Below are 22508 nucleotides of genomic sequence, written 5' to 3'. Positions count from 1 at the left end.
GGTTTCAACCATGGCATCTGTTCATCCACGCCGCCACGCCTTCGCGGCCCTGCTATTGGCGGGACTGCTGGGCGTGTTGGGGTTTTCTCTGGCGCCACGCACCGCGCTCGCGGCGAATCCGGATCCCGCCGCCGTCACGGTCACTGACTTGCTGGGCCGCAAGGTCAAGGTTCACATACCGGTCAGACGGGTGATACTCGGCGAAGGTCGCCAGTTGTACCTGGTCGCCGCGCTGGACACGCAAAACCCCATCGAGCGCATCGTCGGTTGGCGCAAGGACTTGATTCAGTCCGACCCGGATACTTACGGCGCCTACCTGCGCAAGTTCCCCAACATTGCCAGGATTCCCACCTTCGGCGGCTTCGAAGACGGCACCTTCGACATCGAGCAAGCGATCTCGCAACAACCGGACGTCATCGTCCTGAACATCGAAGCGCAGCACGCCACCGAAGATGCGCGCTACATCGAGAAGCTCGACGCGCTGGGGATCCCGGTGGTCTACGTCGATTTTCGCAACAACCCGATGCAAAACACCGAGCCGACCATGCGCCTGTTCGGCCAGTTGTTTGGCAAGGAAGAGCGCGCCGAGGCGTTTATCGATTTTCGCAATCAACAGATCCGTCGTGTTACCGACGTCATTGAGGCCAAACACCCCGCGCGGCCCACGGTGTTCATCGAGCGAATCGGTGGGTACACCGACGATTGTTGCCTGAGTTTCGGCAACGAGAATTTCGGCCTGTTTGTCGACATGGCCGGTGGCAACAACATCGCCAAAAGCATCATTGCGAACACCTTTGGCCAGTTGAACCCCGAACAGGTGATCGTCGCCAACCCGGACCAAGTGGTCGTCACCAGCGCCAACTGGCAAGCCTTTGCGCCCGGCGGTCGCTGGGTGGGCGTCGGGCCGGGCGCGGACCTGACACAAGCGCGGCACAAACTGGCCTGGTACACCCAACGCCCGGCCTACGCCGGCATCAAGGCGCAGAACGATCAAGCGTTTCATGCCATCTGGCACCAGTTCTATAACAGCCCCTACCAGTTTGTGGCCATCCAGCAATTGGCCAAGTGGTTTCATCCGGCGCTGTTTGCCGATCTGGATCCCGACGCCGCGTTTCGCGAACTCCACGAGCGCTTCCTGCCCGTGCCCTACCAGCCGGGCTACTTCGTCAGCCTTGAGAAAACCGGGGGCAAGCCATGAGTTCGCTAGGTGAACTGCCTATTGCGCAGAGCGCGACGTACCGTCAACGGGTCCTGCGAAAACGGCTGATCCTGGTTGCGCTTGCGGTGTTGCTGGTGTTCAGCGTGTTGCTCGATCTGGCGCTGGGGCCGGCCAGTTACAGCCTGAGGGAGGTGCTTGGCGCCCTGTTTTCACCGGACACGGCGTCGGCGCAAGTGCGGGTGGTGATGTGGGACATCCGCTTGCCGGTCGCGCTGATGGCGGTTGCGGTCGGCGCGGCGCTGTCGCTGGCCGGTGCGCAGATGCAGACAATCCTCAACAACCCGCTGGCCAGTCCGTTCACCCTGGGCCTTTCTGCTGCCGCCAGTTTTGGCGCGGCAATGGGACTGGCTTTCGGGGTGGCGCTGTTTCCACTGGCGGCGCAGTACATGGTGCCGCTGAACGCGTTCATCATGGCCATGCTCTGCGCGCTGCTGATCCACTTTCTGAGCATGCGTCGCGGCGTAACCGCCGAAACCATCGTGCTGCTCGGCATTGCCCTGGTGTTTACGTTTAACGCGTTGTTGGCACTGGTGCAGTTCTTTGCCACCGAGCAAGCGGTGGCGGCCGTGGTGTTCTGGACCATGGGCAGCCTGACCAAAGCCACTTGGCCAAAACTCGGGGTGATTTGCGCGGTGATTCTCATCACCCTGCCGATCTTCGCCAAACGGGCCTGGGCCCTGACGGCCCTGCGCTTAGGCGATGACAAAGCCGCGAGTTTCGGGATCAACGTGCGCAGCCTGCGCTTCCAGACGCTGATCATGGTCAGCCTGCTCGCCTCGTTTCCGGTGGCCTTCGTCGGCACCATCGGTTTTATCGGGCTGGTCGGCCCGCACATTGCCCGGATGCTGATTGGTGAAGATCAACGGTTCTTTTTGCCGGCGTCATTGCTGACCGGTGCGCTGATTCTGTCCGCCAGTTCGGTGGTCAGCAAAACCCTGATCCCTGGCGCGATTTTCCCTATTGGCGTGGTCACTTCGCTGATCGGCGTGCCGTTCTTCATCTCTTTGATCCTTGGCGGGAAGAAAAACACATGGTGAAGCTCCAGCTTGAAAACCTTGGCGCCCGCTATGGCCAGCGCGAAATCATTAGCGGCGTGACTACGGCAACGTTTATCGGTGGCCAGGTGGTCGCGGTGGTCGGGCCCAATGCAGCGGGTAAATCCACCCTGTTCAAACGCATGGCCGGGCTGATCGACGGCCCGGGACAGGTCAACTTGCAGGGCTCGAAAAAGGGGCCGCAGGGCATCAGCTACATGCCTCAGGGCTTGAACGCCAGTGCCCGGTTGACCGTCTATGAGTCCGTGCTGCTGGCCCGCAAACAACTGACGCCGGGGTGGGTCGTTCACGACGACGAGCTGAAACTGGTGGACCAGATTCTCGACGCGCTTGGCATCACCGAACTATCCTTTCGCAACCTCGGCGAACTCAGTGGCGGGCAGCAGCAATTGGTATCGATCGCACAAACGCTGGTGCGCGAACCGGAAATCCTGCTGATGGACGAACCGACCAGCGCGCTGGACATGCATCGGCAGGTTCAAGTGCTGAACTTCATGCGCGCACTGGCACGCAAACGCGAAGTCATTGTATTTATTGCCATTCATGACCTGAATCAAGCGCTACGCTTTGCCGATCAGGTATTGGTGATTGCCAATGGAACGTCCCGGGGGAGCGGCCCCAGCGATGAAGTGATCACCGAACAGATGCTGCGCGAGGTCTACGAGGTCGAAGCCAGAATCGAGATTTGCAGCCGTGGCCAGCGCCATATCCTGATCGACGACATCGTTTGAATCAGATCGACCGCGCAAGGGGCTGAGTCACTGCTAATCTGAATGAAAATGACATGTATTAACGGTTTATTTAACGTTTTTTTCTCATTGTACCCACTACATTCCAGCGATCCGAAACATGCAAATGATTCGCATTGGTTGACCCGCGAAATCCTGCGCATGACGCCCAAAAAAACAGGAGCTGCCCGAAGCATGAATCGCCATATCCCCTCTTTCCTGAAAAAAGCCTTGCTGGCCACTGCCCTGCTGAGCGCCGGCCACGTCTACGCCGCCGATGCCGACGGTATCGTGGTCTACAACGCCCAGCACGAAAGCCTGACCAAAGCCTGGGTCGAAGGTTTTACCAAGGAAACCGGGATCAAGGTCACGATACGCAATGGCGACGACACGGAAATGGGCAATCAGATCGTGCAGGAAGGCGCGGCCTCCCCGGCTGATGTGTTCCTGACCGAAAACTCCCCGGCCATGGTGCTGGTGGACAACGCCGGTCTGTTTGCGCCAGTGGCGCCGACCACCCTGGAGCAAGTCGACGCAGCCTACCGTCCGGCCCATGGCAAATGGGTCGGGATCGCTGCACGCTCCACGGTGTTTGTCTATAACCCGGGCAAACTGCCCGAAGCCGAATTGCCGAAGTCGCTGATGGACCTCGCCGACGCCAAGTGGAAAGGCCGTTGGGCGGCCTCCCCGGCTGGTGCCGACTTCCAGGCGATTGTCGCCGCCGTGCTGGAGCTCAAGGGCGAAGCCGCCACGCTCGAGTGGCTGAAGGGCATGAAAAACAACTTTACCGCGTACCGGGGCAACAGCTCGGTGCTCAAAGCGGTCAACGCCGGGCAAATTGACAGCGGCGTGATTTATCACTATTACCGCTTCGGTGATCAGGCCAAGACCGGCGAGAACAGCAAGAACACCGCCCTGCACTACTTCAAGCACAAAGACCCGGGCGCGTTTGTGAGTATTTCCGGTGGCGGTGTCCTGGCGTCCAGCCAACACAAGGATCAAGCCCAGGCGTTCCTGAAGTGGGTCACCGGCAAAGACGGCCAGGCGATCCTCAAGACCGGTAACTCCTATGAATATGCTGTAGGCAAGAACGCTGAATCCAACCCCAAACTGGTGCCGCTGCAGCAGCTCGACGCGCCGAAAGTCGACGCCTCGAAACTCGACAGTAAAAAAGCCGTGGAGCTGATGACTCAGGCCGGACTGCTCTAATTGATACCTGAAACATTACCCGCGGGCGTCGCTGAGGCGATTCCCGCACCTTTACGCCGCCGCTCCCGCGGATTGTTCGTGGGTCGCGGCGGTGCGTGGGTGATCGGTTTGTCGGTGCTGGTTTCTCTGCTCGCGCTGCTGCCCATCGCCTTTGTCATCGGCGTGTCCGTACAAACTGGCTGGTCGACCTTGCTGGCACTGGTGTTCCGGCCACGGGTTGGCGAGCTGTTGATCAATACGGTGTTGCTGGTGTTGATCACGATCCCCTTGTGCATCGCGCTGGGCGTGACACTGGCCTGGCTGACCGAGCGCAGCGATCTGCCGGGGCGACGCTGGTGGTCGTTGCTGGCGACCGCGCCGCTGGCGGTCCCGGCATTCGTCCACAGCTATGCCTGGGTCAGCCTGGTGCCGCCGATTCACGGGCTGTTTGCCGGGGTTCTGGTGTCGGTCATCGCCTACTTCCCCTTCCTCTACTTGCCGATTGCGGCGACTTTGCGTCGGCTCGATCCGGCCATTGAAGATGTCGCGCAATCAATGGGGCTCAAGCCCTGGGCCGTATTTTTTCGCGTCGTGCTGCCGCAGTTGCGCCTGGCCATTTGCGGCGGCGCCTTGCTGGTGGGGCTGCACCTGCTGGCCGAATATGGCCTGTACGCGATGATCCGCTTCGACACCTTCACCACGGCGATCTTCGATCAGTTCAAATCCACCTTCAACGGACCTGCCGCGAACATGCTGGCCAGTGTTCTCGCGCTGTGCTGCCTGGCGATGCTCACTGTTGAATCGACAGCGCGTGGCAATGCGCGTTATGCCCGCGTGGGTTCCGGAAGCGCCCGGGAGCAACAGCTCGTGCGCCTGAAAAAGATGCCCATGGTGCTCGCGCTGACCTTGCAAATCGTGACCTGCGCCCTCGCGCTCGGGGTGCCGTTGATCACCTTGGGCAAGTGGCTGATCGCCGGTGGTGTGCACGTCTGGCAGATGGATGACTTGATGCCGGCACTGCAACAGACGCTGCTGCTCGGGATTGCGGGTGCGGCCCTCACCACCTGCGCGGCGATCCCGATTGCCTGGCTGTCGATCCGCTCGCCGGGGCGGCTGCAACGGGTCCTCGAAAGCTGCAACTACATCACCAGCTCATTGCCGGGCATTGTGGTCGCCCTGGCTTTGGTGACCGTCACGGTACATTTCGCCCGGCCGATTTATCAGACCACGATCACCGTGCTGCTGGCGTATCTGCTGATGTTTTTACCCCGTGCTCTGGTCAGCTTGCGGGCCGGCATCGCCCAGGCGCCGGTGGAGCTGGAGAACATCGCGCGCAGTCTGGGGCGCTCGCCCGGCCGCGCACTGTGGCTGATTACCCTGCGCCTCGCCGCGCCCGGTGCAGCCGCGGGTGCCGCGCTGGTGTTTCTGGCGATCACCAATGAATTGACCGCCACCTTGCTGCTCGCGCCGAACGGCACGCGCACGCTGGCGACCGGGTTCTGGGCGTTGACCAGCGAGATCGACTACGCCGCTGCCGCGCCATATGCCTTGCTGATGATCCTGCTGTCACTTCCGTTGACCGGGCTCCTCTATCACCAATCCAAAAAAACGGCTGGCCGATGAACGCTCTTGAACTGCATTCGATCTGCAAATCCTATGGCTCGCAACGCGCCCTGGAAAACATCAGCCTGTCGGTGCCGACGGGCAGCCGCACGGTGATCGTCGGGCCTTCCGGTTCGGGCAAAACCACCTTGTTGCGCATGATCGCCGGTTTCGAGTTTCCGGACTGGGGTCGCCTGACACTCAACGGCCAGACGTTGGTGGACGACACTCACGAAGTCCCGGCGCACCAACGCCAGATAGGTTATGTCCCGCAGGACGGCGCCTTGTTCCCGCACATGACCGTGGCCGCCAACATCGGTTTCGGCTTGTCGACCAAGGGTGCGCAAAAACAGGAGCGTATTGCTGAGCTGATGGACAGCGTCGCACTGGATTCCAGCATGGCCAATCGTTGGCCCCACGAGCTTTCCGGCGGCCAGCAACAACGTGTGGCTCTGGCGCGGGCACTGGCGCAACAGCCACGCCTGATGTTGCTTGATGAGCCGTTTTCCGCGCTCGACACCGGATTACGAGCGGCCATGCGCAAACTGGTCGCGCGGTTGCTGGCAGACGCCGGGGTCACCACCATCCTGGTGACCCATGACCAGAGTGAGGCGCTGTCGTTTGCCGATCAACTGGCGGTCATGCGCGATGGCCAACTGGTGCAGTCAGGTCATCCACTGGACCTCTACCGCTACCCCGGTGACGAACAAACCGCGCTGTTTCTCGGCGATGCGGTGGTCATGCCCGCCAGGATCGAGGCTGGCTGGGCGCATTGTGATCTGGGGCGGATTCCGGTCAACAACCATCGCAACAACCGTTGCGCGCAGATCATGCTGCGGCCCGAGCAGCTGCAAGTGGTCGGCATCGTGCCGAGCGCGGTGGAGGCCACTGGGTGCCGCGCGGTGGTGACCGAACGGGATTTCAGCGGCAATACCTGCACCTTGACCGTGGAACTGGAGTCGCCGCCATCCGCCGAACAGCCCGGTCGCACACTCATGGTGCGCAGTTCGGGCCTCTACGCGCCACCCACCGGCAGTGCGGTGCACGTCTCGACCATCGGTCACGCCCACGTGTTGAGCGAAGCTTAAAGGTCGAAACGATCCACGGCCCGTCGCCGCTCGTTGTCATCCCGCACGTCGTAGTTGGCGGTTGTCTGGATATTGCTGTGATGGGCGAGTTTCTGCGCGATCGACAAGTCGTGTTCCTCGATCACCCGGGTAATGAACGAGCGGCGAAAATCGTGGGGCATGATCTTCACCCCGACCTGCGCGCCGCGCTGGCGGGCGATGTAATAGATCGCGTGCTTGGTGATGCGCTCACGGGTGATGTGGCTGCCACGGCGAATGCGATTGAACAGGAACGGATCGTCCACTTCGCCTTCCTTGAGCTGCGAACGGCGCAGCTCCAGCCAGGCATCCAGTTTGGCGAATGCCCAGGCCGGTGCGTATTTGATCAATTGCTTGTTGCCTTTGGCGGTCACCCGCAGGCTGCGCTCGGTGAAATCCACCTGATCGAGGTCCAGGTTCACCGATTCCGATTTACGCATGCCCGAGCCATACAGAATCCCGATGATCGCCGCGTCTCGCAGGCCTTGTGGCCGTGGGTCCGCGGCACAGACCGCCATCATTTCCTGAATCAGCGAGCGTCGCAGGTTGCGCCCCTGGGACAGCCGCGTTCCGGCAATTCCTTTGACCGAACGCATTTTCAGCAAGTGTTCCTGGCTGATCAGGCTCATGCGCCACGCTTCGTTCATCACCCCGCGCACAGCGTTGACGTACAGCGACGACGTATTCGGCGCGTAGCCATCCTCACGCAGTGCCGCGACCAGCGCGATCACATCCTCGGGCTGAAGCTCGTGCCAGGGAATTTCCTCGACGTTCATGTCTTCGAAGCCCAGACGGTCGGCGGCATCCTGCAACACATAACGCATGGTCAGTTGGCTGGACGGCGCCAGTCGCGCCAGATACACGGTCATCGGACTCTTTGCAGCAGTTGAATCAGCAACAGGTAAGTCAATCAAAACAAAACGGCCTTGAGTGGAAACAGATCATTAAAACAACTAAGGATTGAAACATCCTTCATATAAAGCGGAACACTTCTGTAGGACCTTTCTACTAAAAACGCGATGAACGGCAGTAGCCTGAACACGGGCTTAATAGCTGTCAGAAAAACGATTCGCCGACTGGTTTTTCATGTTCCTTTCACAAAAACGCGCCTAACCTCTTATGAATACGGTGAGCCGCAAGGGGCTCCCAACCTGCCGGTCCAGGCAGGAAAAGTCAATGAAAGCGGATTGTCAGCATGATGAGTCAACTCATTGATGCAGCTTTAGATTATTCGGCTACGCTTTTATTGGATCCAATAATTATCTAGAGCCACACCACTAAGCCAACAGCCTTGAGGTGCCCATGAGTCAGGCTTTTCTCCCCTTCTCCCGCCCCAGTATCGGCGATGAAGAAATGGCTGCCGTAGAGCAAGTATTGCGCTCCGGCTGGATCACTACCGGACCGAAAAACCAGCAACTGGAAGAACACTTCGCCAACTACGTGGGCTGCCGTCATGCCGTGGCACTTTCCTCGGCGACCGGTGCCATGCACGTCACATTACTGGCCTTGGGCATTGGTCCCGGCGATGAAGTGATCACCCCGTCCCAGACCTGGGTCTCCACCGCCAACATGATCTGCCTGCTGGGCGCGACACCGGTGTTCGTCGACGTTGACCGCGACACGCTGATGAGCAACATGGAGCACATTGAAGCGGCCATCACCCCGCGCACCCGGGCAATCATTCCGGTGCATTATGCCGGTGCCGCCTTCGATCTCGACCCGCTCTATGCGTTGGCCGACAAACACGGCATCCCCGTTGTTGAAGACGCCGCCCACGCCGCCGGAACCCTCTACAGAAATCGTCACGTCGGCGCGAAAGGCACGGCGATCTTCTCGTTCCATGCGATCAAGAACATGACCTGCGCCGAGGGCGCGATGTTCGTCACGGATGATGAAGCGCTGGCCAACCGGGTGCGCATGCTCAAGTTTCACGGCCTCGGCGTCGATGCCTACGACCGCCTGACCCACGGCCGCAAACCCCAGGCCCAAGTGATCGAGCCGGGGTTCAAATACAACCTGGCCGACATCAATGCCGCCATTGCTTTGGTGCAACTGGAGCGCCTGGACCAGATCAACGCCAAGCGCACCGAACTGGCCAAGACTTACCTGCAACGGCTGGAAGGCTCACCGGTGCAACCGCTGGCGATTCCGGCCTACCCGCAGCAGCACGCCTGGCACCTGTTCATCCTGCGCATCGATGCCGAACGCTGCGGGCTGGACCGTGAGGCGTTCATGAAAGCCCTGCAGGAACAAAACATCGGCACCGGCATTCACTTCATCGCCACTCACCTGCACACCTACTACCGCCGGCGATTCCCCAACATCTACCTGCCCAACACCGAATGGAACTCGGCGCGCCTGTGTTCGATCCCGTTGTTCCCCGACATGACCCACGACGACGTCGACCGTGTGGTCAGCGCCATCGAAAACACTGTGGACAGACGCCTGTGAAACCTTATCCGATCCGTTGTGTGTCAATTGTCATCCCGGTCTACAACGAACAGGACAGCCTGCCCGAACTGCTCAGGCGCACCGAGGCGGCGTGCCAGCAATTGCACCATGACTATGAAATCGTATTGGTCGACGACGGCAGCCGCGACCACTCGGCGCAGATACTTGAAGAAGCCGCCAGTCGCGAGTGCAGCCCGGTGGTGGCGGTCATTCTCAACCGTAATTACGGCCAGCACGCGGCAATCATGGCCGGTTTCGAGCAGTGCAAGGGCGATGTCGTCATCACCCTCGATGCCGATCTGCAAAACCCGCCCGAAGAAATTCCACGGTTGGTGGCACAGGCCGAACTCGGCTATGACGTGGTCGCCACGGTGCGCAACAACCGCCAGGACTCGGCCCTGCGCCGTTGGCCGTCGAAGCTGATCAACCTCGCCGTGCAGCGCTCCACGGGCGTCGCCATGAGCGACTACGGCTGCATGCTCCGGGCTTACCGCCGGACCATTGTCGACGCCATGCTCGCCTGCCGTGAACGCAGCACGTTCATTCCGATCCTGGCCAACAGCTTTGCCCGGCACACCACGGAAATCCTGGTGACCCACGCCGAGCGCGAACACGGCGAATCGAAGTACAGCCCCATGCGCCTGGTCAATCTGATGTTCGACCTGATCACGTGCATGACCACCACGCCGCTGCGGTTGCTGAGCATTGTCGGCTTCGCCATGGCCGGACTGGGCGTGGCATTCGCCATGGCGCTGATCGTCCTGCGACTGGTGTTCGGCGCCAGTTGGGCCGGTGACGGTACGTTCGTGCTGTTCGCCGTGCTGTTCGTGTTCACCGGCGGGCAATTCATCGGCATGGGTCTTTTGGGTGAATACCTCGGGCGCATGTACAGCGACGTTCGCGCCCGTCCGCGGTTCTTCATCGAAAAAGTCCTGCGCGGCCAGCCGGCCACCCCGGCGCCTGTGGTCACCGTCGACGGCCTCACTTCCACCTCTTCAGATCAGGTTCTCTCATGAGCGCAAAAGCTGTTGTCTTCGCCTATCACGATATTGGCTGTGCCGGCATCGAAACCCTGCTCGCCAGCGGTTACGAGATTGCCGCCGTGTTCACCCATGCCGATGATCCGCAGGAAAACGCCTTCTACGGCTCGGTTGCGCAACTGTGCGCCCGTCAGGGGATCCCGGTGCACGCGCCGGAAGACGTCAATCATCCGCTGTGGATCGAACGCATCGCCAAGCTCAACCCCGATTACCTGTTCTCGTTTTATTACCGCCACCTGCTCAGCGAGCCGTTGCTGGCCACGGCCACTAAGGGCGCGTTCAACCTGCACGGTTCGTTGCTGCCGCGCTATCGCGGTCGTGCGCCGGCCAACTGGGTGCTGGTCAATGGCGAAAGTGAAACCGGCGTGACCCTGCACCGCATGGTCAAACGGGCCGATGCCGGCGCGATCCTCGCCCAGAAAAAAGTCGCGATAGAGCGCAGCGACACCGCGCTGAGCCTGCACGGCAAGTTGCGCGTGGCCGCCACCGACCTGCTGCGCGACACGCTGCCAGCGTTGCTCGCCGGGAAAGTCAGCGAGACCCCGCAGGACGAATCGAAAGCCACGGTGTTTAGTCGCCGCACGCCTGCCGACGGCAAGTTGATGTGGCAAAAACCGGCCGAAGAACTGTTCAATCTGGTACGCGCCGTGACCCAGCCTTATCCCGGCGCGTTCTGCGCGGTGGGTGAGCACAAACTGATTGTGTGGAGCGCCGAAGTCGCCCAGGGCAACGAAGGTCAGGCACCGGGCCGGGTCATCAGCGTCGATCCGCTGCGCATTGCCTGCGGCGAAGATTCCCTGGTGATCACTGCCGGCCAACGCAACGACAACGGTTTGTACCTGAGCGGCCCGCAACTGGCCAACGAACTGGGGCTGGTCGACGGTTCCGTGCTGCGCGGTGCCGAGTCCGGGCGCGCGCCACGTCGCACCCGCGTGCTGATCCTCGGCGTCAACGGTTTCATCGGCAATCACTTGTCCGAACGTTTGCTGCGTGACGACCGCTACGAGGTCTACGGGCTGGATATCGGCTCGGACGCCATCGAACGCTTGCGCAGTCATCCGCATTTCCACTTCGTCGAAGGCGACATCAGCATCCATTCCGAGTGGATCGAATACCACATCAAGAAGTGCGACGTGGTCCTGCCGCTGGTGGCGATCGCCACGCCGATCGAGTACACCCGCAACCCGCTGCGCGTGTTCGAACTGGACTTTGAAGAAAACCTGAAACTGGTTCGCTACTGCGTCAAATACAACAAGCGCGTGATCTTCCCCTCGACCTCGGAAGTCTACGGCATGTGCCAGGACGCCAAATTCGACGAAGACACCTCCAACTTCGTGGTCGGGCCGATCAACAAGCAGCGCTGGATCTACTCGACCTCCAAGCAATTGCTCGACCGCGTGATCTGGGCGTACGGCCAGAAAGGCCTGAACTTCACCCTGTTCCGCCCCTTCAACTGGATGGGCCCGCGCCTCGACCGACTGGACTCGGCACGCATCGGCAGCTCCCGGGCGATCACGCAACTGATCCTCAATCTGGTGGAAGGCACGCCGATTCGCCTGTTCGATGGTGGTGAGCAAAAACGCTGCTTCACCGACATCGCAGACGGCGTCGAAGCGTTGGCGCGGATCATCGATAACGACAACGATGCCTGCAACGGCCAGATCATCAACATCGGCAACCCGGACAACGAAGCCAGCATCCGTCAGTTGGGCGAGGAACTGCTGCGCCAGTTCGAAGCGCACCCGCTGCGCGACAACTTCCCGCCGTTCGCCGGCTTCCGCGACGTCGAAAGCAAGGCGTTCTACGGCACCGGTTACCAGGACGTGTCCCACCGCAAACCGAGCATCGACAACGCCAAGCGCCTTTTGGACTGGGCGCCGACCGTGCAGATGAGCGAAACCATCGGCAACACCCTGGATTTCTTCTTGCGTGAAGCGATGCTCGAAATCGCGGACAAACACTGATGCAGGCAGGCCTTCGGATTGATGTCGACACCTACCGGGGTACTCGGGAAGGAGTGCCCCGGCTGCTGGAGATGCTCGATGAAGCCCAGGTCAAAGCGACGTTTTTCTTCAGCGTCGGGCCGGACAACATGGGGCGCCACTTGTGGCGCCTGATCCGTCCGCAGTTCCTGTGGAAGATGCTGCGTTCCAACGCCGCCGGGCTCTACGGCTGGGACATCCTGCTGGCCGGCACCGCATGGCCGGGCAAACCCATTGGCCGCGACCTCGGGCACTTGATGCGCCAGGCCCGGGATGCAGGTCATGAAGTCGGCCTGCATGCCTGGGATCACCACGGCTGGCAGGCCAATGCCGGGCGCTGGAGCGACGCACAGTTGATCGAGCAGATTCGCCAGGGCGTGGACACGCTCGGCGACATCCTCGGGCAAAAAATCGAGTGTTCGGCAGCCGCCGGTTGGCGGGCGGACGAGCGCGTGATCGAGGCCAAGCAGGCTTTCGGCTTTCGCTACAACAGCGATTGCCGTGGCCACAGCCTGTTCCGCCCGATATTGGCCGAGGGTGATCTGGGCGCGCCGCAGATTCCGGTCGACCTGCCGACCTTCGATGAAGTGGTTGGCCCAACGGTCGCGGCCAAGGACTTCAACGGGTTCATTCTCGATCGATTCTCCCCGGAAAAACTCAACGTCTATACGATCCACGCCGAAGTAGAAGGGATTCTGATGGCCAACGATTTTCGTCAACTGCTGGCCGCTGCGCGCCAGCGAGGTATCCATTTTCAACCCTTGGGCGAATGGCTGCCCGAGGCGCCAGGCACCTTGCCGACCGGTCGCGTACTGCGCGGCACGCTCGACGGCCGTGAAGGCTGGCTGGGAGTGCAAGGTGCATGAGTAAACGCTGGGTACTTCCGCTGCTGCTGGGACTTTTCCTGCTGGGCTACCTGCTGCCAATGGGCACCCACGGTCTGTGGATTCCCGATGAAACCCGTTACGCGCAGATCAGCCAGGACATGCTCTTGAGCGGCAATTGGATCTCGCCGCATTTCATGAGCCTGCGCTATTTCGAAAAACCGGTGGCCGGGTACTGGATGATCGCCCTTGGCCAGGCACTGTTTGGCGACAATCTGTTCGGGGTGCGGATTGCTTCGGCCATCAGTACCGGGCTCAGTGTGATGTTGTGTTACTTGATCGCTCGCCGGCTGTGGAACGAGCCACGCAAAAGCTTTGCCTGCGCGTTGCTGTACATGAGTTTCATCGTGGTCGCCGGGCAAGCCGGCTACGCCAATCTCGATCCGCAGTTCACTTTCTGGGTCAACCTGAGCCTGGTCGCCTTGTGGTTTGCGTTGGACAGCGCCACCCGCGCCCGACGCCTGATTGCCTGGGCAACACTGGGCCTGGCCTGTGGCATGGGCTTCCTGACCAAGGGCTTTCTCGCCTGGCTGCTGCCGGTGCTGATCGCCCTGCCCTGGATGCTCTGGCAAAAACGCTGGCGTGAACTGTTGATCTACGGCCCGCTGGCAATTGCCGTGGCCATCGCCGTGAGCCTGCCCTGGGCCTTGGCGGTGCACGCGCAGGAGCCCGATTACTGGCGGTTTTTCTTCTGGCACGAGCACATCCGTCGGTTCGCCAGTGAGGACGCGCAGCATGACGCGCCGTGGTGGTTTTATTTGCCGTTGCTGGTGGCGTTCAGTCTGCCGTGGGTGGTGCTGCTGCCGTCTGCACTTCGTCAGGCATGGCAAACCCGCAGGCAGGCAAACATCGCGTTCCTGCTGTTGTGGTTACTGATGCCGCTGCTGTTTTTCAGCCTGAGCAACGGCAAGCTGCCCACCTACATCATGCCGTGCCTGTTGCCACTGGCCTTGCTGCTGGGGCATGCGCTGGCGGATCGCTTGCGGCTGGAGCAAGGCCGGGTACTGGGCCTCAATGGTTTGCTCAATCTCATGCTGGGCCTGACCACCCTCTTCACGCTGGTGTACCTGCAACTGAAAAAACCGCTGTACGACCACGAGTTGCACAACCTGGTGCTGGTGTTCATCGGCCTGATCGGCTGGATCATGGCCAACCTGCTGCAAGCGTTCCGGCCCTTGCAATGCTGGGCGGCGCCGGCCTTCGGCAGCCTGCTGCTGGTCGGGGTCTTGCCGGCGGCCATACCCGAATCGGTGGTGGCGAACAAAATGCCCGACCAGTTTGTCCTTGAGCATGCCCGGGAACTCGGCGAGACCGCCAGTTTGTTGAGTAACGATCTGGGCGCCGCTTCGGCCCTGGCCTGGCGCCTGAAACGCCCGGACGTGGCGTTGTACAACACGATAGGCGAACTGAAATATGGCCTCGCTTATCCTGACGGCGTGTCGCAACGCGTCGACCCTGATCGCGTGCAACAGTGGATGCACGACGCCCGTCAGCGTGGCTCGGTAGGCGTGCTGATGCGGGTCAAGGGTGAAGACGAGCTGCGTGAAATCGACCGCTTGCCCAAGGATGGCAAACGCTATGAACAAGGCAACCTTGTGATTTTGATATTCCCTCAGGGTGCGTCATGAGCCTGTTGCTGGTATTGGCGGCCTGCCTGCTGACCTGCCTGGGCCAGATCGCCCAGAAATACGCCGTGGAGAACTGGCGCGGCAAGACGTCGGGCTGGGGCGAGAAATTGCGCTCGCCATGGCTGTGGCTGGCCCTCGCCGCGTTGGGCGCTGGTTTGCTGGTGTGGCTGCTGGTGTTGCAGCGACTTGAAGTCGGCGTCGCCTATCCGATGTTGAGCCTCAATTTTGTGCTGATCACCCTGATCGCTCGCTTTGTCTTCCACGAAACCATCGACCGCCGCCACGGGTTGGGCGTGGCGCTGGTGATCGGCGGCGTGATTTTGCTGGGGTTGAACGCATGAGCCTGCGTCGGGGCATCGCTTTCGCCCTGGGCAGCGTGCTGCTCGGCAGTGCCGCGCAGTTGGGCATGCGCTGGAGCATGACGCGCCTGCCGTCACCGGAGCACTTGCTGACCGCCAGCCTCGACCCGAGCGCCGTCGCCGTGGTGCTGGCCGCCATCCTCGCTTATGCCCTGTCGATGCTCAGCTGGCTCGTGGCCCTGCGCGATGTGCCACTGGGCCGGGCTTACTCGCTGCTGAGCATCAGCTACGCGCTGGTGTACCTGCTGGCCGCCGTCCTGCCGGTGTTCAACGAAGACTTCAGCCTTTCCAAAAGCCTCGGGGTGGCCCTGGTCATTCTGGGCGTCATCACCATCAACGCTCGACCTGCTCACGCGTCCACACTCAGGGGTGACCTATGAAAATCAGTGTATTTGGTAGCGGTTACGTCGGCCTGGTGCAGGCCGCTGTTCTGGCTGAAGTCGGCCACGATGTGGTTTGCATGGACATCGACGAGAAAAAAGTCGAGTTGCTGCAGCAAGGCCACGTGAGCATTTTCGAGCCGGGGCTGGCCAGCCTCGTGCGCGAAAGCCTGGAGGCCAAGCGGTTGCAGTTCACCACTGATGAAAAATTCGCGGTGCAACACGGCCAGGTGTTGTTCATTGCGGTGGGCACGCCGTCCCGGGACGATGGTTCGGCGGATTTGCGCTACGTGCTGTCGGTGGGTGAAGCGGTGGCCCGCCACCGCGAGCAGCCGGTGATTCTGGTGGAGAAATCCACCGTTCCCGTGGGCACCGGCGATACCTTGCGCACGCACATCGACAAGTGCCTGATCAAGGTCGGCCGGTTACTGCAGTTCGATATCGTCTCCAATCCGGAGTTCTTGAAAGAAGGTTCGGCCGTCGCCGATTGTCGGCGCCCGGACCGTATCATTATCGGTTGCGAAAACGATGACGTGCGCGATGTCATGCGCGACCTCTACGCACCGTTCAACCGCAACCATGACCGGATCATGTTCATGGACCTGCGCAGCGCCGAGCTGACCAAGTACGCCGCCAACTGCATGCTGGCGACCAAGATCAGCTTCATCAACCAGATCGCCGAACTGGCCGAACACCTCGGCGCCGACATCGAATCTGTGCGGCTGGGCATCGGCGCCGATTCGCGCATCGGCTACCACTTCATCTACCCCGGCTGCGGTTATGGCGGCTCGTGTTTCCCCAAGGACATGCGCGCCCTGATCCACAGCGCCGAGGAAGCGCATTGCTCCAGCGACCTGCTGCAAGCGGTGGAAGCCATCAACCAGCGGCAGAAACACAAGCTGTTCGAGCGCATCAACGCGTTCTACAAAGGCGATTTGCGCGGCAAGACGTTTGCTGTGTGGGGCCTGGCGTTCAAGCCCAACACCGACGACATGCGCGATGCGCCGAGTCGGGTACTCCTGGAATCGCTGTGGGCCGCCGGTGCCAGCGTGCGGGCGTTCGACCCGGAGGCGATGCAGGAAACCCAGCATTTGTATCCAGACGAAGCGAAGCTGATGCTCATGGGCACCCCGGAATCGGTGCTGGCCGGCGCCGATGCGTTGATCATCTGCACCGAATGGCAGCAATTCAAGGCGCCGGATTTCAATCTGATCCAGCAACGATTGAAAGCGCCGGTGATATTCGATGGACGCAATCTGTATGACGCAGACCGGTTGGCGCGCAGCGGGTTTATGTACTTTCCGATGGGGCGAGGCGACTCGCGCAAGTTACCGATTCCGCATCAACAATGGCCGGTGGCTTCGGTTGTTGCGTGATTGACAGAGGCCTACTCAAAACACTGTAGGAGCCGGCTTGCCGGCGATGAGGACCTTGGACTTTGTGGTGATCTTTTGATTGCTATCGCTGGCAAGCCAGCTCCTACAGTTTGATGGTTTCAGTAAAGTTTGATTAACAAACAGGCACCTTCAAATCAACGCCCAACGCCTGGGCAAACGCCTTCACCAACGGACTGCGCACGGTGTTGTGACGCAGGATCAGATTGAACGGTGTGCTGATGTGAATGAGGTCCGGCCGCACCGCGCGAAATTGCCCTTGGGCGACCATCGACGCGGCGTAATGCTGCGGTAGAAAACCCACGAAACGCCCGGTCTTGATCAGCAGCGCCACGGCTTCCACCTGGGTCGCCGAGGCGGAAAAACTGTCGTACCGGGCAAAATTCAGTTTGTCGCGATGGATCGCGTAGCGGTGGTTGATGCACTCGTAATCCTTGAGTACGTTGCTGCCGATTTCTGCGTCCGGCACCGAGAACAACGGGTGGCCGATCGCGCAGTAAACCTCCGAGCGTTCTTCATACAGCGTGTAATAGTCGAACTCTTCGCGTTTCTGATAAACCGGCACGATACCGGCCACCAGGCGTCCCTCTACGACCCCTCTTTCAATTTCATCCAGTTGTGACGCCTGAAGTTGAAATCTTACTTTCGGTGACTCTTCATTTATCCGTCTTAGCGCTGCAACTAACGGCGAATTATGGTCGGAAATAGTGTTATCAATAACCCCCACGCCCAAGTCGCCAATAAGTTCGTTCTGTGCCGAACTAAGCCGGTCGCGAAAGTTGTCGACCGAGGCAAATAAATCAATCGATGCCTGATACACCAGGCGGCCTTCTTCAGTCAGATGAAAGCCCTCGCGACCTCGGGTGCACAAGCGCATGCCGATACGAATTTCAAGGTCGGAGATCTGTTTGCTGATGGCCGCCAGCCCCACATTCAGCTCGTTCTGCGCCGCACTGAAACCGCCGGCCTCGACCACGGCCTTGAACACTTTGAGCAGTTTGAAATCCAGCCCGCTGAGGGCCAGTGGCGCTCGATGCGCCGTTTTTGGCGCCGGGTTTCCGGAATTGGAAAGTGGGGTTTCCATAATGCTTATTTACCTCTGGCGCGCTATTCAACAACCTGTGCCCAACAACAAAAACATAGCTGGCCAATAATAATGAACACAGAAAACCAGGCTTGGCAACCGCTAATAATCCCCGTACTTCAGTGCCAACTCACTGATTTCGAACTACTAAAAGCTGACACTTCGATCAGCTCTCGCAACGCTGCAACTGCCCTCTTGAAAACTGCTTAGGCCGAACCACGCCCGAATTATTTCCGGCGGGTCTTCCCGGCTCTGCGCATCAATTTCAGTTCGCTTTACCGACGAGGAAAACAACAATGTCTCAAACCACCGACCGTCTCTGGGGTGCCCGCTTCAAAAGCGGCCCATCCGAAGCCCTGGCGGCCCTGTCCCGTTGCCCTGAGCGCTACTTTCGCCTGACCCCGTACGACCTCGCCGGTTCCAAGGCCCATGCCCGTGAACTGCAGCGCGCCGGGCTGTTGAGCGAGCAGGAAACCCACACCATGCTGGCCGCGCTGGAAGGTATCGGCGCTGACTTTAAGGCCGGCAGCATCGCGCCAACGCTGGATGACGAAGACGTCCACACCTTCATCGAACGCCTGCTGACCGAGCGCCTCGGCCCATTGGGCGGCAAGCTGCGCGCCGGCCGTTCGCGCAACGACCAGACCGCCAACGACCTGCGTCTGTTCCTGCGGGACCACGTGCGCACCCTGGCCGTCGAAGTGCTGGCCTTGCAGCAAGCGCTGGTCGACCAGGCCGAACAACACATCGAAAGCATCTGCCCCGGTTTCACTCACCTGCAACAGGCGCAACCGATCGTCTTTGCTCACCACTTGCTCGCTCACGCCCAATCGATGCTGCGTGACGTGCAACGGCTGGTGGACTGGGATATCCGCACCTCGCTGTCGCCACTCGGCGCCGCCGCCATGGCCGGTTCCGCCATCGCGCGCCTGCCACAACAGTCGGCCAAGGAAATGGGTTACAGCGGCGTGTGCGAAAACTCCATCGACGCCGTGGCCAGCCGCGATCACGTCGCCGAGTTCCTGTTTATCGCCAGCATGCTCGGGATCAACATTTCGCGCCTCGCGGAAGAATTCTGCCTGTGGTCCTCGCGGCAATTTCGCTGGGTCGCACTGGACGATGCTTACGCCACCGGCAGCTCGATCATGCCGCAGAAGAAAAACCCGGACATTGCCGAGCTGGCCCGGGGCAAGGCGGGTCGCCTGATCGGCAACCTCACCGGCCTGCTCTCCACCCTGAAATCCCTGCCGCTGTCGTATAACCGCGACTTGAGCGAAGACAAGAACGGCGTGCTCGACAGCGTCGACACCTTGCTGCTGGTGCTGCCCGCCATGGCCGGGATGGTCGCGACCATGAAGGTCAACGTTGAAGAGCTGCGCCGTCAGGCACCGCTCGGGTTCACCCTCGCGACCGAAGTGGCCGACTGGCTGGCAGTGCGCGGCGTACCGTTCAAGGAAGCCCATGAAATCACCGGCGCATTGGTTCAGGCCTGTGAGAAACACGACATCGAGTTGTGGGAAGCCTCGCCGGCACTGTTGGCCGAGATCGATCCGCGCCTGACCCCGGAAGTGCGCGATAGCCTGACGCTGGAAGCCGCCATCGCCGCCCGTAGTGGTTGGGGGGGTACGGCGCCGCAGCAGGTACGCGAGCAGATCGGCCGGTTGAAGACCGCCCTCGCCGCGCAACACGAATGGACCGAGAACTATCAGGGCTTCCGCCTCTGATAGACAACGCAAAACCCTTGTAGGAGCCAGCTTGCTGGCGATGGAGTGTCAGCCGACACCGTTTTAGCTGACACACCATCGCCGGCAAGCCGGCTCCTACAAAGGGAATGTAATACCAGTGTTCGGAGAAACAACATGAGCCAGACTCAGGCAGAACGACTCCAGGCGGAGCGCAAACTGGCGGAAAACCAGTTCGATATCACCCAGTACGATCACGTGCCACGGCGTTACTACGGGCGGATCTTTTTCGCCACGGTCATCGTCATCGCGATCATCGGCCTGGTGCGGGCCTTCGCCGAGGGCAAGATCGAGTGGTCGTACATCGGCCAGTTCCTCACGTCCCAGGCGATCATGTGGGGCTTGCTCAATACCATCGTCATGGCCGTGCTGGCGATGGGGCTGGGCATTGTGTTCGGGGTGATCACGGCGATCATGCGCATGTCGGCCAACCCGATCCTGCGCTACGTGGCGGTGACCTACACCTGGCTGTTCCGTGGCACGCCGCTGATCCTGCAACTGCTGTTGTGGTTCAACCTGGCGCTGATCTTCCCCACCATCGGGATCCCCGGCGTGTTCGAAATGGACACCGTGAGCCTGATGACGCCGTTCGTGGCCGCCCTCCTCGGCTTGAGCATCAACCAGGGCGCCTACACCGCTGAAGTGGTGCGCGCCGGCCTGCTGTCGGTGGACACCGGGCAGTACGAAGCCGCCAAGTCGATCGGCATGCCACGCCTGCAAGCGCTGCGCCGGATCATCCTGCCGCAGGCCATGCGGATCATCATTCCACCGGTCGGCAACGAGTTTATCGGCATGGTGAAAATGACCTCGCTGGCGAGCGTCATCCAGTACTCGGAGCTGCTCTACAACGCACAGAACATCTACTACGCCAACGCCCGGGTGATGGAGCTGCTGATCGTCGCGGGTATCTGGTACCTGGCCACGGTCACCGTGCTGTCCTTTGGTCAAAGCCGTCTGGAGCGTCGTTTCGCTCGCGGCGCCGGCAAGCGTTCTTGAGGAGTTGAACATGAGAAGCATCGTCAAGGCCGTGAGCCTGAACAAGTATTACGACCATTTCCACGCCCTCAAGGACATCAACATCGAAGTCGAGCAAGGCGAAGTGCTGTGCATCATCGGCCCGTCCGGCTCCGGCAAAAGCACCTTGCTGCGTTGCGTCAACCAGCTGGAAAAGATCGACAAGGGCGGCCTGTGGGTCGACGGAGAGCTGGTGGGTTACCGCATCGTCGGCAACAAACTGCACGAACTCAACGAGTCGCAGATCGCCCGTCAACGCCTGGCCACCGGCATGGTGTTCCAGCGTTTCAACCTGTTTCCGCACATGACTGTGCTGCAAAACATCATCGAAGGGCCGTGCCAGGTGCTCAAGCGTTCGCCCAAGGAGGCGCACGAAGAAGCTTTGGAACTGCTCGCCCGCGTCGGCCTGGCCGACAAGCGCAACAGCTACCCGATCGAGCTTTCGGGTGGTCAGCAACAACGTGTCGCCATTGCTCGCGCATTGGCCATGCGGCCCAAGCTGATGCTGTTCGATGAACCCACTTCGGCACTCGACCCGGAACTGGTCGGTGAGGTGCTGTCGGTGATGCGCGATCTCGCGCAATCCGGCATGACCATGATCGTCGTCACCCATGAACTGGGCTTCGCTCGCGAAGTATCCAACCGCATGGTGTTCATGGACGGCGGGCAGATCGTGGAGGCAGGAAGCCCCGAAGAAATACTAATAAGTCCGCAAAACCCGCGCACCCAAAGCTTCATTTCTGCCGTTCGAACCTAAGCGCCGGCTGGCGTAACAACACACATAAGAGAACGACCATGAAGAACATCGTAATCCCAGCAGTACTCGCAGGCCTGATGGCATCCAGCGTCAGCTTCGCCGCCGAATTGCCGGCCAGCATCAAGGAAAAAGGCGAGATCGTCGTCGCGATCATGCCGAACTACCCGCCGATGGATTTCAAGGATCCGGCCACCAACACCCTCACCGGTGTGGACGTTGATCTGGGCAACGCCCTGGCCGAACGTCTGGGCGTGAAGATCAAATGGCAGGAAACCGGCTTCGAGCAAATGATCAACGCCCTGACCACCGACCGCGTGGATATGGTGCTGTCGGGCATGACCGACACCAAAGAGCGTCAGGCCAGCGTGACCTTCGTCGACTACTTCACCAGCGGTCCGCAGTTCTACACCCTGCAGAAGAACAAGGACTTCAACGAAATCACCGACCTGTGCGGCAAGAAAGTCGGCACCAGCCGCCGGACCACGTTCCCGGCGGAAATCGCTGAATACAGCAAGGCCAACTGCGAAGCCGCCGGCAAACCGGCCATCGTGGTGATCGGCACCGAAGGCTCGGCGGATGCCCGTGCGCAACTGCGTCAGAGCCGTATCGATGCCGCGATGCAAGGCAGCGAGACCTTGTCGTACCTGAAGACTCAGGAAAAGGACATGTACAAAACGGTCGGCCAGCCGATTTCCGTGCAGTTCTCCGGCATGGGCCTGAGCAACAAAAAGCCTGAGCTGAGCGAAGCGGTGAAGGTTGCGTTGCAGAGCATGATCGATGACGGCAGCTATCAGACCATCCTGAAAAAATGGGACCTGGAGCTGGGCGCAATCAAGACGGCAACCATCAACGCCGGCAAGTAATGCTTGCCCTGTAGGAGCCAGCTTGCTGGCGA

Annotated in this window: 20 protein-coding genes; 18 read left to right on the top strand and 2 right to left on the bottom strand. The window is 60.6% G+C overall.

Features of this window, described 5'->3' with window-relative positions:
• The first annotated feature begins 10 nt into the window (after positions 1–10).
• From KGB27_RS01780 to KGB27_RS01755, 6 genes are all read left to right on the top strand, one after another.
• Complete coding sequence (locus KGB27_RS01780; RefSeq protein WP_223552825.1) at positions 11–1198, top strand: ABC transporter substrate-binding protein; 1188 nt, start codon at positions 11–13, stop codon at positions 1196–1198.
• A complete protein-coding gene (locus tag KGB27_RS01775) occupies positions 1195–2256 on the top strand; it encodes a FecCD family ABC transporter permease (RefSeq protein WP_223552815.1) in 1062 nt (353 codons plus the stop codon). Before KGB27_RS01780 ends, KGB27_RS01775 begins: the two co-directional genes overlap by 4 nt.
• Positions 2250–3005, top strand: a complete 756-nt coding sequence (locus KGB27_RS01770) for an ABC transporter ATP-binding protein (protein ID WP_192227217.1) — start codon at positions 2250–2252, stop codon at positions 3003–3005. Before KGB27_RS01775 ends, KGB27_RS01770 begins: the two co-directional genes overlap by 7 nt.
• Before the next feature lie 192 nt (positions 3006–3197).
• On the top strand, positions 3198–4211 hold the full coding sequence (locus KGB27_RS01765) for an iron ABC transporter substrate-binding protein (RefSeq protein WP_008026448.1): 1014 nt from the start codon (positions 3198–3200) through the stop codon (positions 4209–4211).
• Positions 4212–4214: 3 nt separating this feature from the next.
• Positions 4215–5813 (top strand): ABC transporter permease, encoded by a 1599-nt coding sequence (locus KGB27_RS01760; RefSeq protein WP_223553001.1) that lies wholly within the window; start codon positions 4215–4217, stop codon positions 5811–5813.
• Complete coding sequence (locus tag KGB27_RS01755; protein ID WP_207284299.1) at positions 5810–6880, top strand: ABC transporter ATP-binding protein; 1071 nt, start codon at positions 5810–5812, stop codon at positions 6878–6880. Before KGB27_RS01760 ends, KGB27_RS01755 begins: the two co-directional genes overlap by 4 nt.
• Here the strand turns inward: KGB27_RS01755 and xerC are convergent.
• The gene (gene xerC / locus KGB27_RS01750) at positions 6877–7767 is read right to left on the bottom strand and encodes a tyrosine recombinase XerC (RefSeq protein WP_008038408.1); all 891 of its coding nucleotides are present in this window, start codon (positions 7765–7767) and stop codon (positions 6877–6879) included. The genes KGB27_RS01755 and xerC overlap by 4 nt on opposite strands.
• A 433-nt stretch (positions 7768–8200) precedes the next feature.
• Here xerC and arnB point away from each other — a divergent pair, with 433 nt between their 5' ends.
• Genes arnB through KGB27_RS01710 form a run of 8 tightly spaced genes read left to right on the top strand, consistent with a single transcriptional unit; the run spans position 8201 to position 16998 of the window.
• Entirely contained in the window at positions 8201–9349 is a 1149-nt protein-coding gene (gene arnB / locus KGB27_RS01745; protein WP_223552814.1) for a UDP-4-amino-4-deoxy-L-arabinose aminotransferase, read from the top strand.
• Positions 9346–10365, top strand: coding sequence for an undecaprenyl-phosphate 4-deoxy-4-formamido-L-arabinose transferase (gene arnC, locus KGB27_RS01740; RefSeq protein ID WP_008026458.1), 1020 nt, complete (start codon positions 9346–9348; stop codon positions 10363–10365). The genes arnB and arnC overlap by 4 nt, the downstream gene beginning before the upstream one ends.
• A complete protein-coding gene (arnA, locus tag KGB27_RS01735; RefSeq protein WP_223552813.1) occupies positions 10362–12353 on the top strand; it encodes a bifunctional UDP-4-amino-4-deoxy-L-arabinose formyltransferase/UDP-glucuronic acid oxidase ArnA in 1992 nt (663 codons plus the stop codon). Before arnC ends, arnA begins: the two co-directional genes overlap by 4 nt.
• Positions 12353–13237 carry a 4-deoxy-4-formamido-L-arabinose-phosphoundecaprenol deformylase gene (arnD, locus tag KGB27_RS01730; protein ID WP_223552807.1) on the top strand — a complete coding sequence of 295 codons (885 nt, stop codon included), beginning with the start codon at positions 12353–12355 and terminating at the stop codon, positions 13235–13237. Before arnA ends, arnD begins: the two co-directional genes overlap by 1 nt.
• On the top strand, positions 13234–14883 hold the full coding sequence (gene arnT, locus KGB27_RS01725) for a lipid IV(A) 4-amino-4-deoxy-L-arabinosyltransferase (protein WP_223552804.1): 1650 nt from the start codon (positions 13234–13236) through the stop codon (positions 14881–14883). Before arnD ends, arnT begins: the two co-directional genes overlap by 4 nt.
• Positions 14880–15224 carry a 4-amino-4-deoxy-L-arabinose-phosphoundecaprenol flippase subunit ArnE gene (gene arnE / locus KGB27_RS01720; protein WP_008026468.1) on the top strand — a complete coding sequence of 115 codons (345 nt, stop codon included), beginning with the start codon at positions 14880–14882 and terminating at the stop codon, positions 15222–15224. The genes arnT and arnE overlap by 4 nt, the downstream gene beginning before the upstream one ends.
• Positions 15221–15622 carry a 4-amino-4-deoxy-L-arabinose-phosphoundecaprenol flippase subunit ArnF gene (gene arnF / locus KGB27_RS01715; protein ID WP_223552803.1) on the top strand — a complete coding sequence of 134 codons (402 nt, stop codon included), beginning with the start codon at positions 15221–15223 and terminating at the stop codon, positions 15620–15622. The genes arnE and arnF overlap by 4 nt, the downstream gene beginning before the upstream one ends.
• Positions 15619–16998: a UDP-glucose dehydrogenase family protein gene (locus KGB27_RS01710; RefSeq protein WP_008038398.1), complete on the top strand. Its 1380-nt coding sequence runs from the start codon at positions 15619–15621 to the stop codon at positions 16996–16998. Before arnF ends, KGB27_RS01710 begins: the two co-directional genes overlap by 4 nt.
• A 133-nt stretch (positions 16999–17131) precedes the next feature.
• On the opposite strand, the gene KGB27_RS01705 is transcribed toward KGB27_RS01710, so the two are convergent.
• A complete protein-coding gene (locus KGB27_RS01705; RefSeq protein ID WP_223552802.1) occupies positions 17132–18100 on the bottom strand; it encodes a LysR family transcriptional regulator in 969 nt (322 codons plus the stop codon).
• A gap of 296 nt (positions 18101–18396) precedes the next feature.
• Between KGB27_RS01705 and argH the strand changes: the two genes are divergently transcribed.
• The 4 genes from argH to KGB27_RS01685 all read left to right on the top strand — a co-directional run bounded on the left by argH (position 18397) and on the right by KGB27_RS01685 (position 22476).
• Positions 18397–19824 carry an argininosuccinate lyase gene (gene argH / locus KGB27_RS01700; RefSeq protein ID WP_223434211.1) on the top strand — a complete coding sequence of 476 codons (1428 nt, stop codon included), beginning with the start codon at positions 18397–18399 and terminating at the stop codon, positions 19822–19824.
• Between the two features lie 135 nt (positions 19825–19959).
• Positions 19960–20838 (top strand): amino acid ABC transporter permease, encoded by an 879-nt coding sequence (locus KGB27_RS01695; protein ID WP_008026479.1) that lies wholly within the window; start codon positions 19960–19962, stop codon positions 20836–20838.
• A gap of 10 nt (positions 20839–20848) precedes the next feature.
• Positions 20849–21613, top strand: a complete 765-nt coding sequence (locus KGB27_RS01690; protein WP_008026481.1) for an amino acid ABC transporter ATP-binding protein — start codon at positions 20849–20851, stop codon at positions 21611–21613.
• 38 nt (positions 21614–21651) lie between these two features.
• A complete protein-coding gene (locus tag KGB27_RS01685) occupies positions 21652–22476 on the top strand; it encodes an ABC transporter substrate-binding protein (protein ID WP_008026483.1) in 825 nt (274 codons plus the stop codon).
• The last annotated feature ends 32 nt before the right edge of the window (positions 22477–22508 follow it).

This window comes from Pseudomonas sp. BF-R-01, from assembly GCF_019946615.1.
GTDB lineage: Bacteria > Pseudomonadota > Gammaproteobacteria > Pseudomonadales > Pseudomonadaceae > Aquipseudomonas > Aquipseudomonas migulae.
Note: the sequence above shows the minus strand (reverse complement) of the source record. Positions and strands in the feature narration are given on the sequence as shown.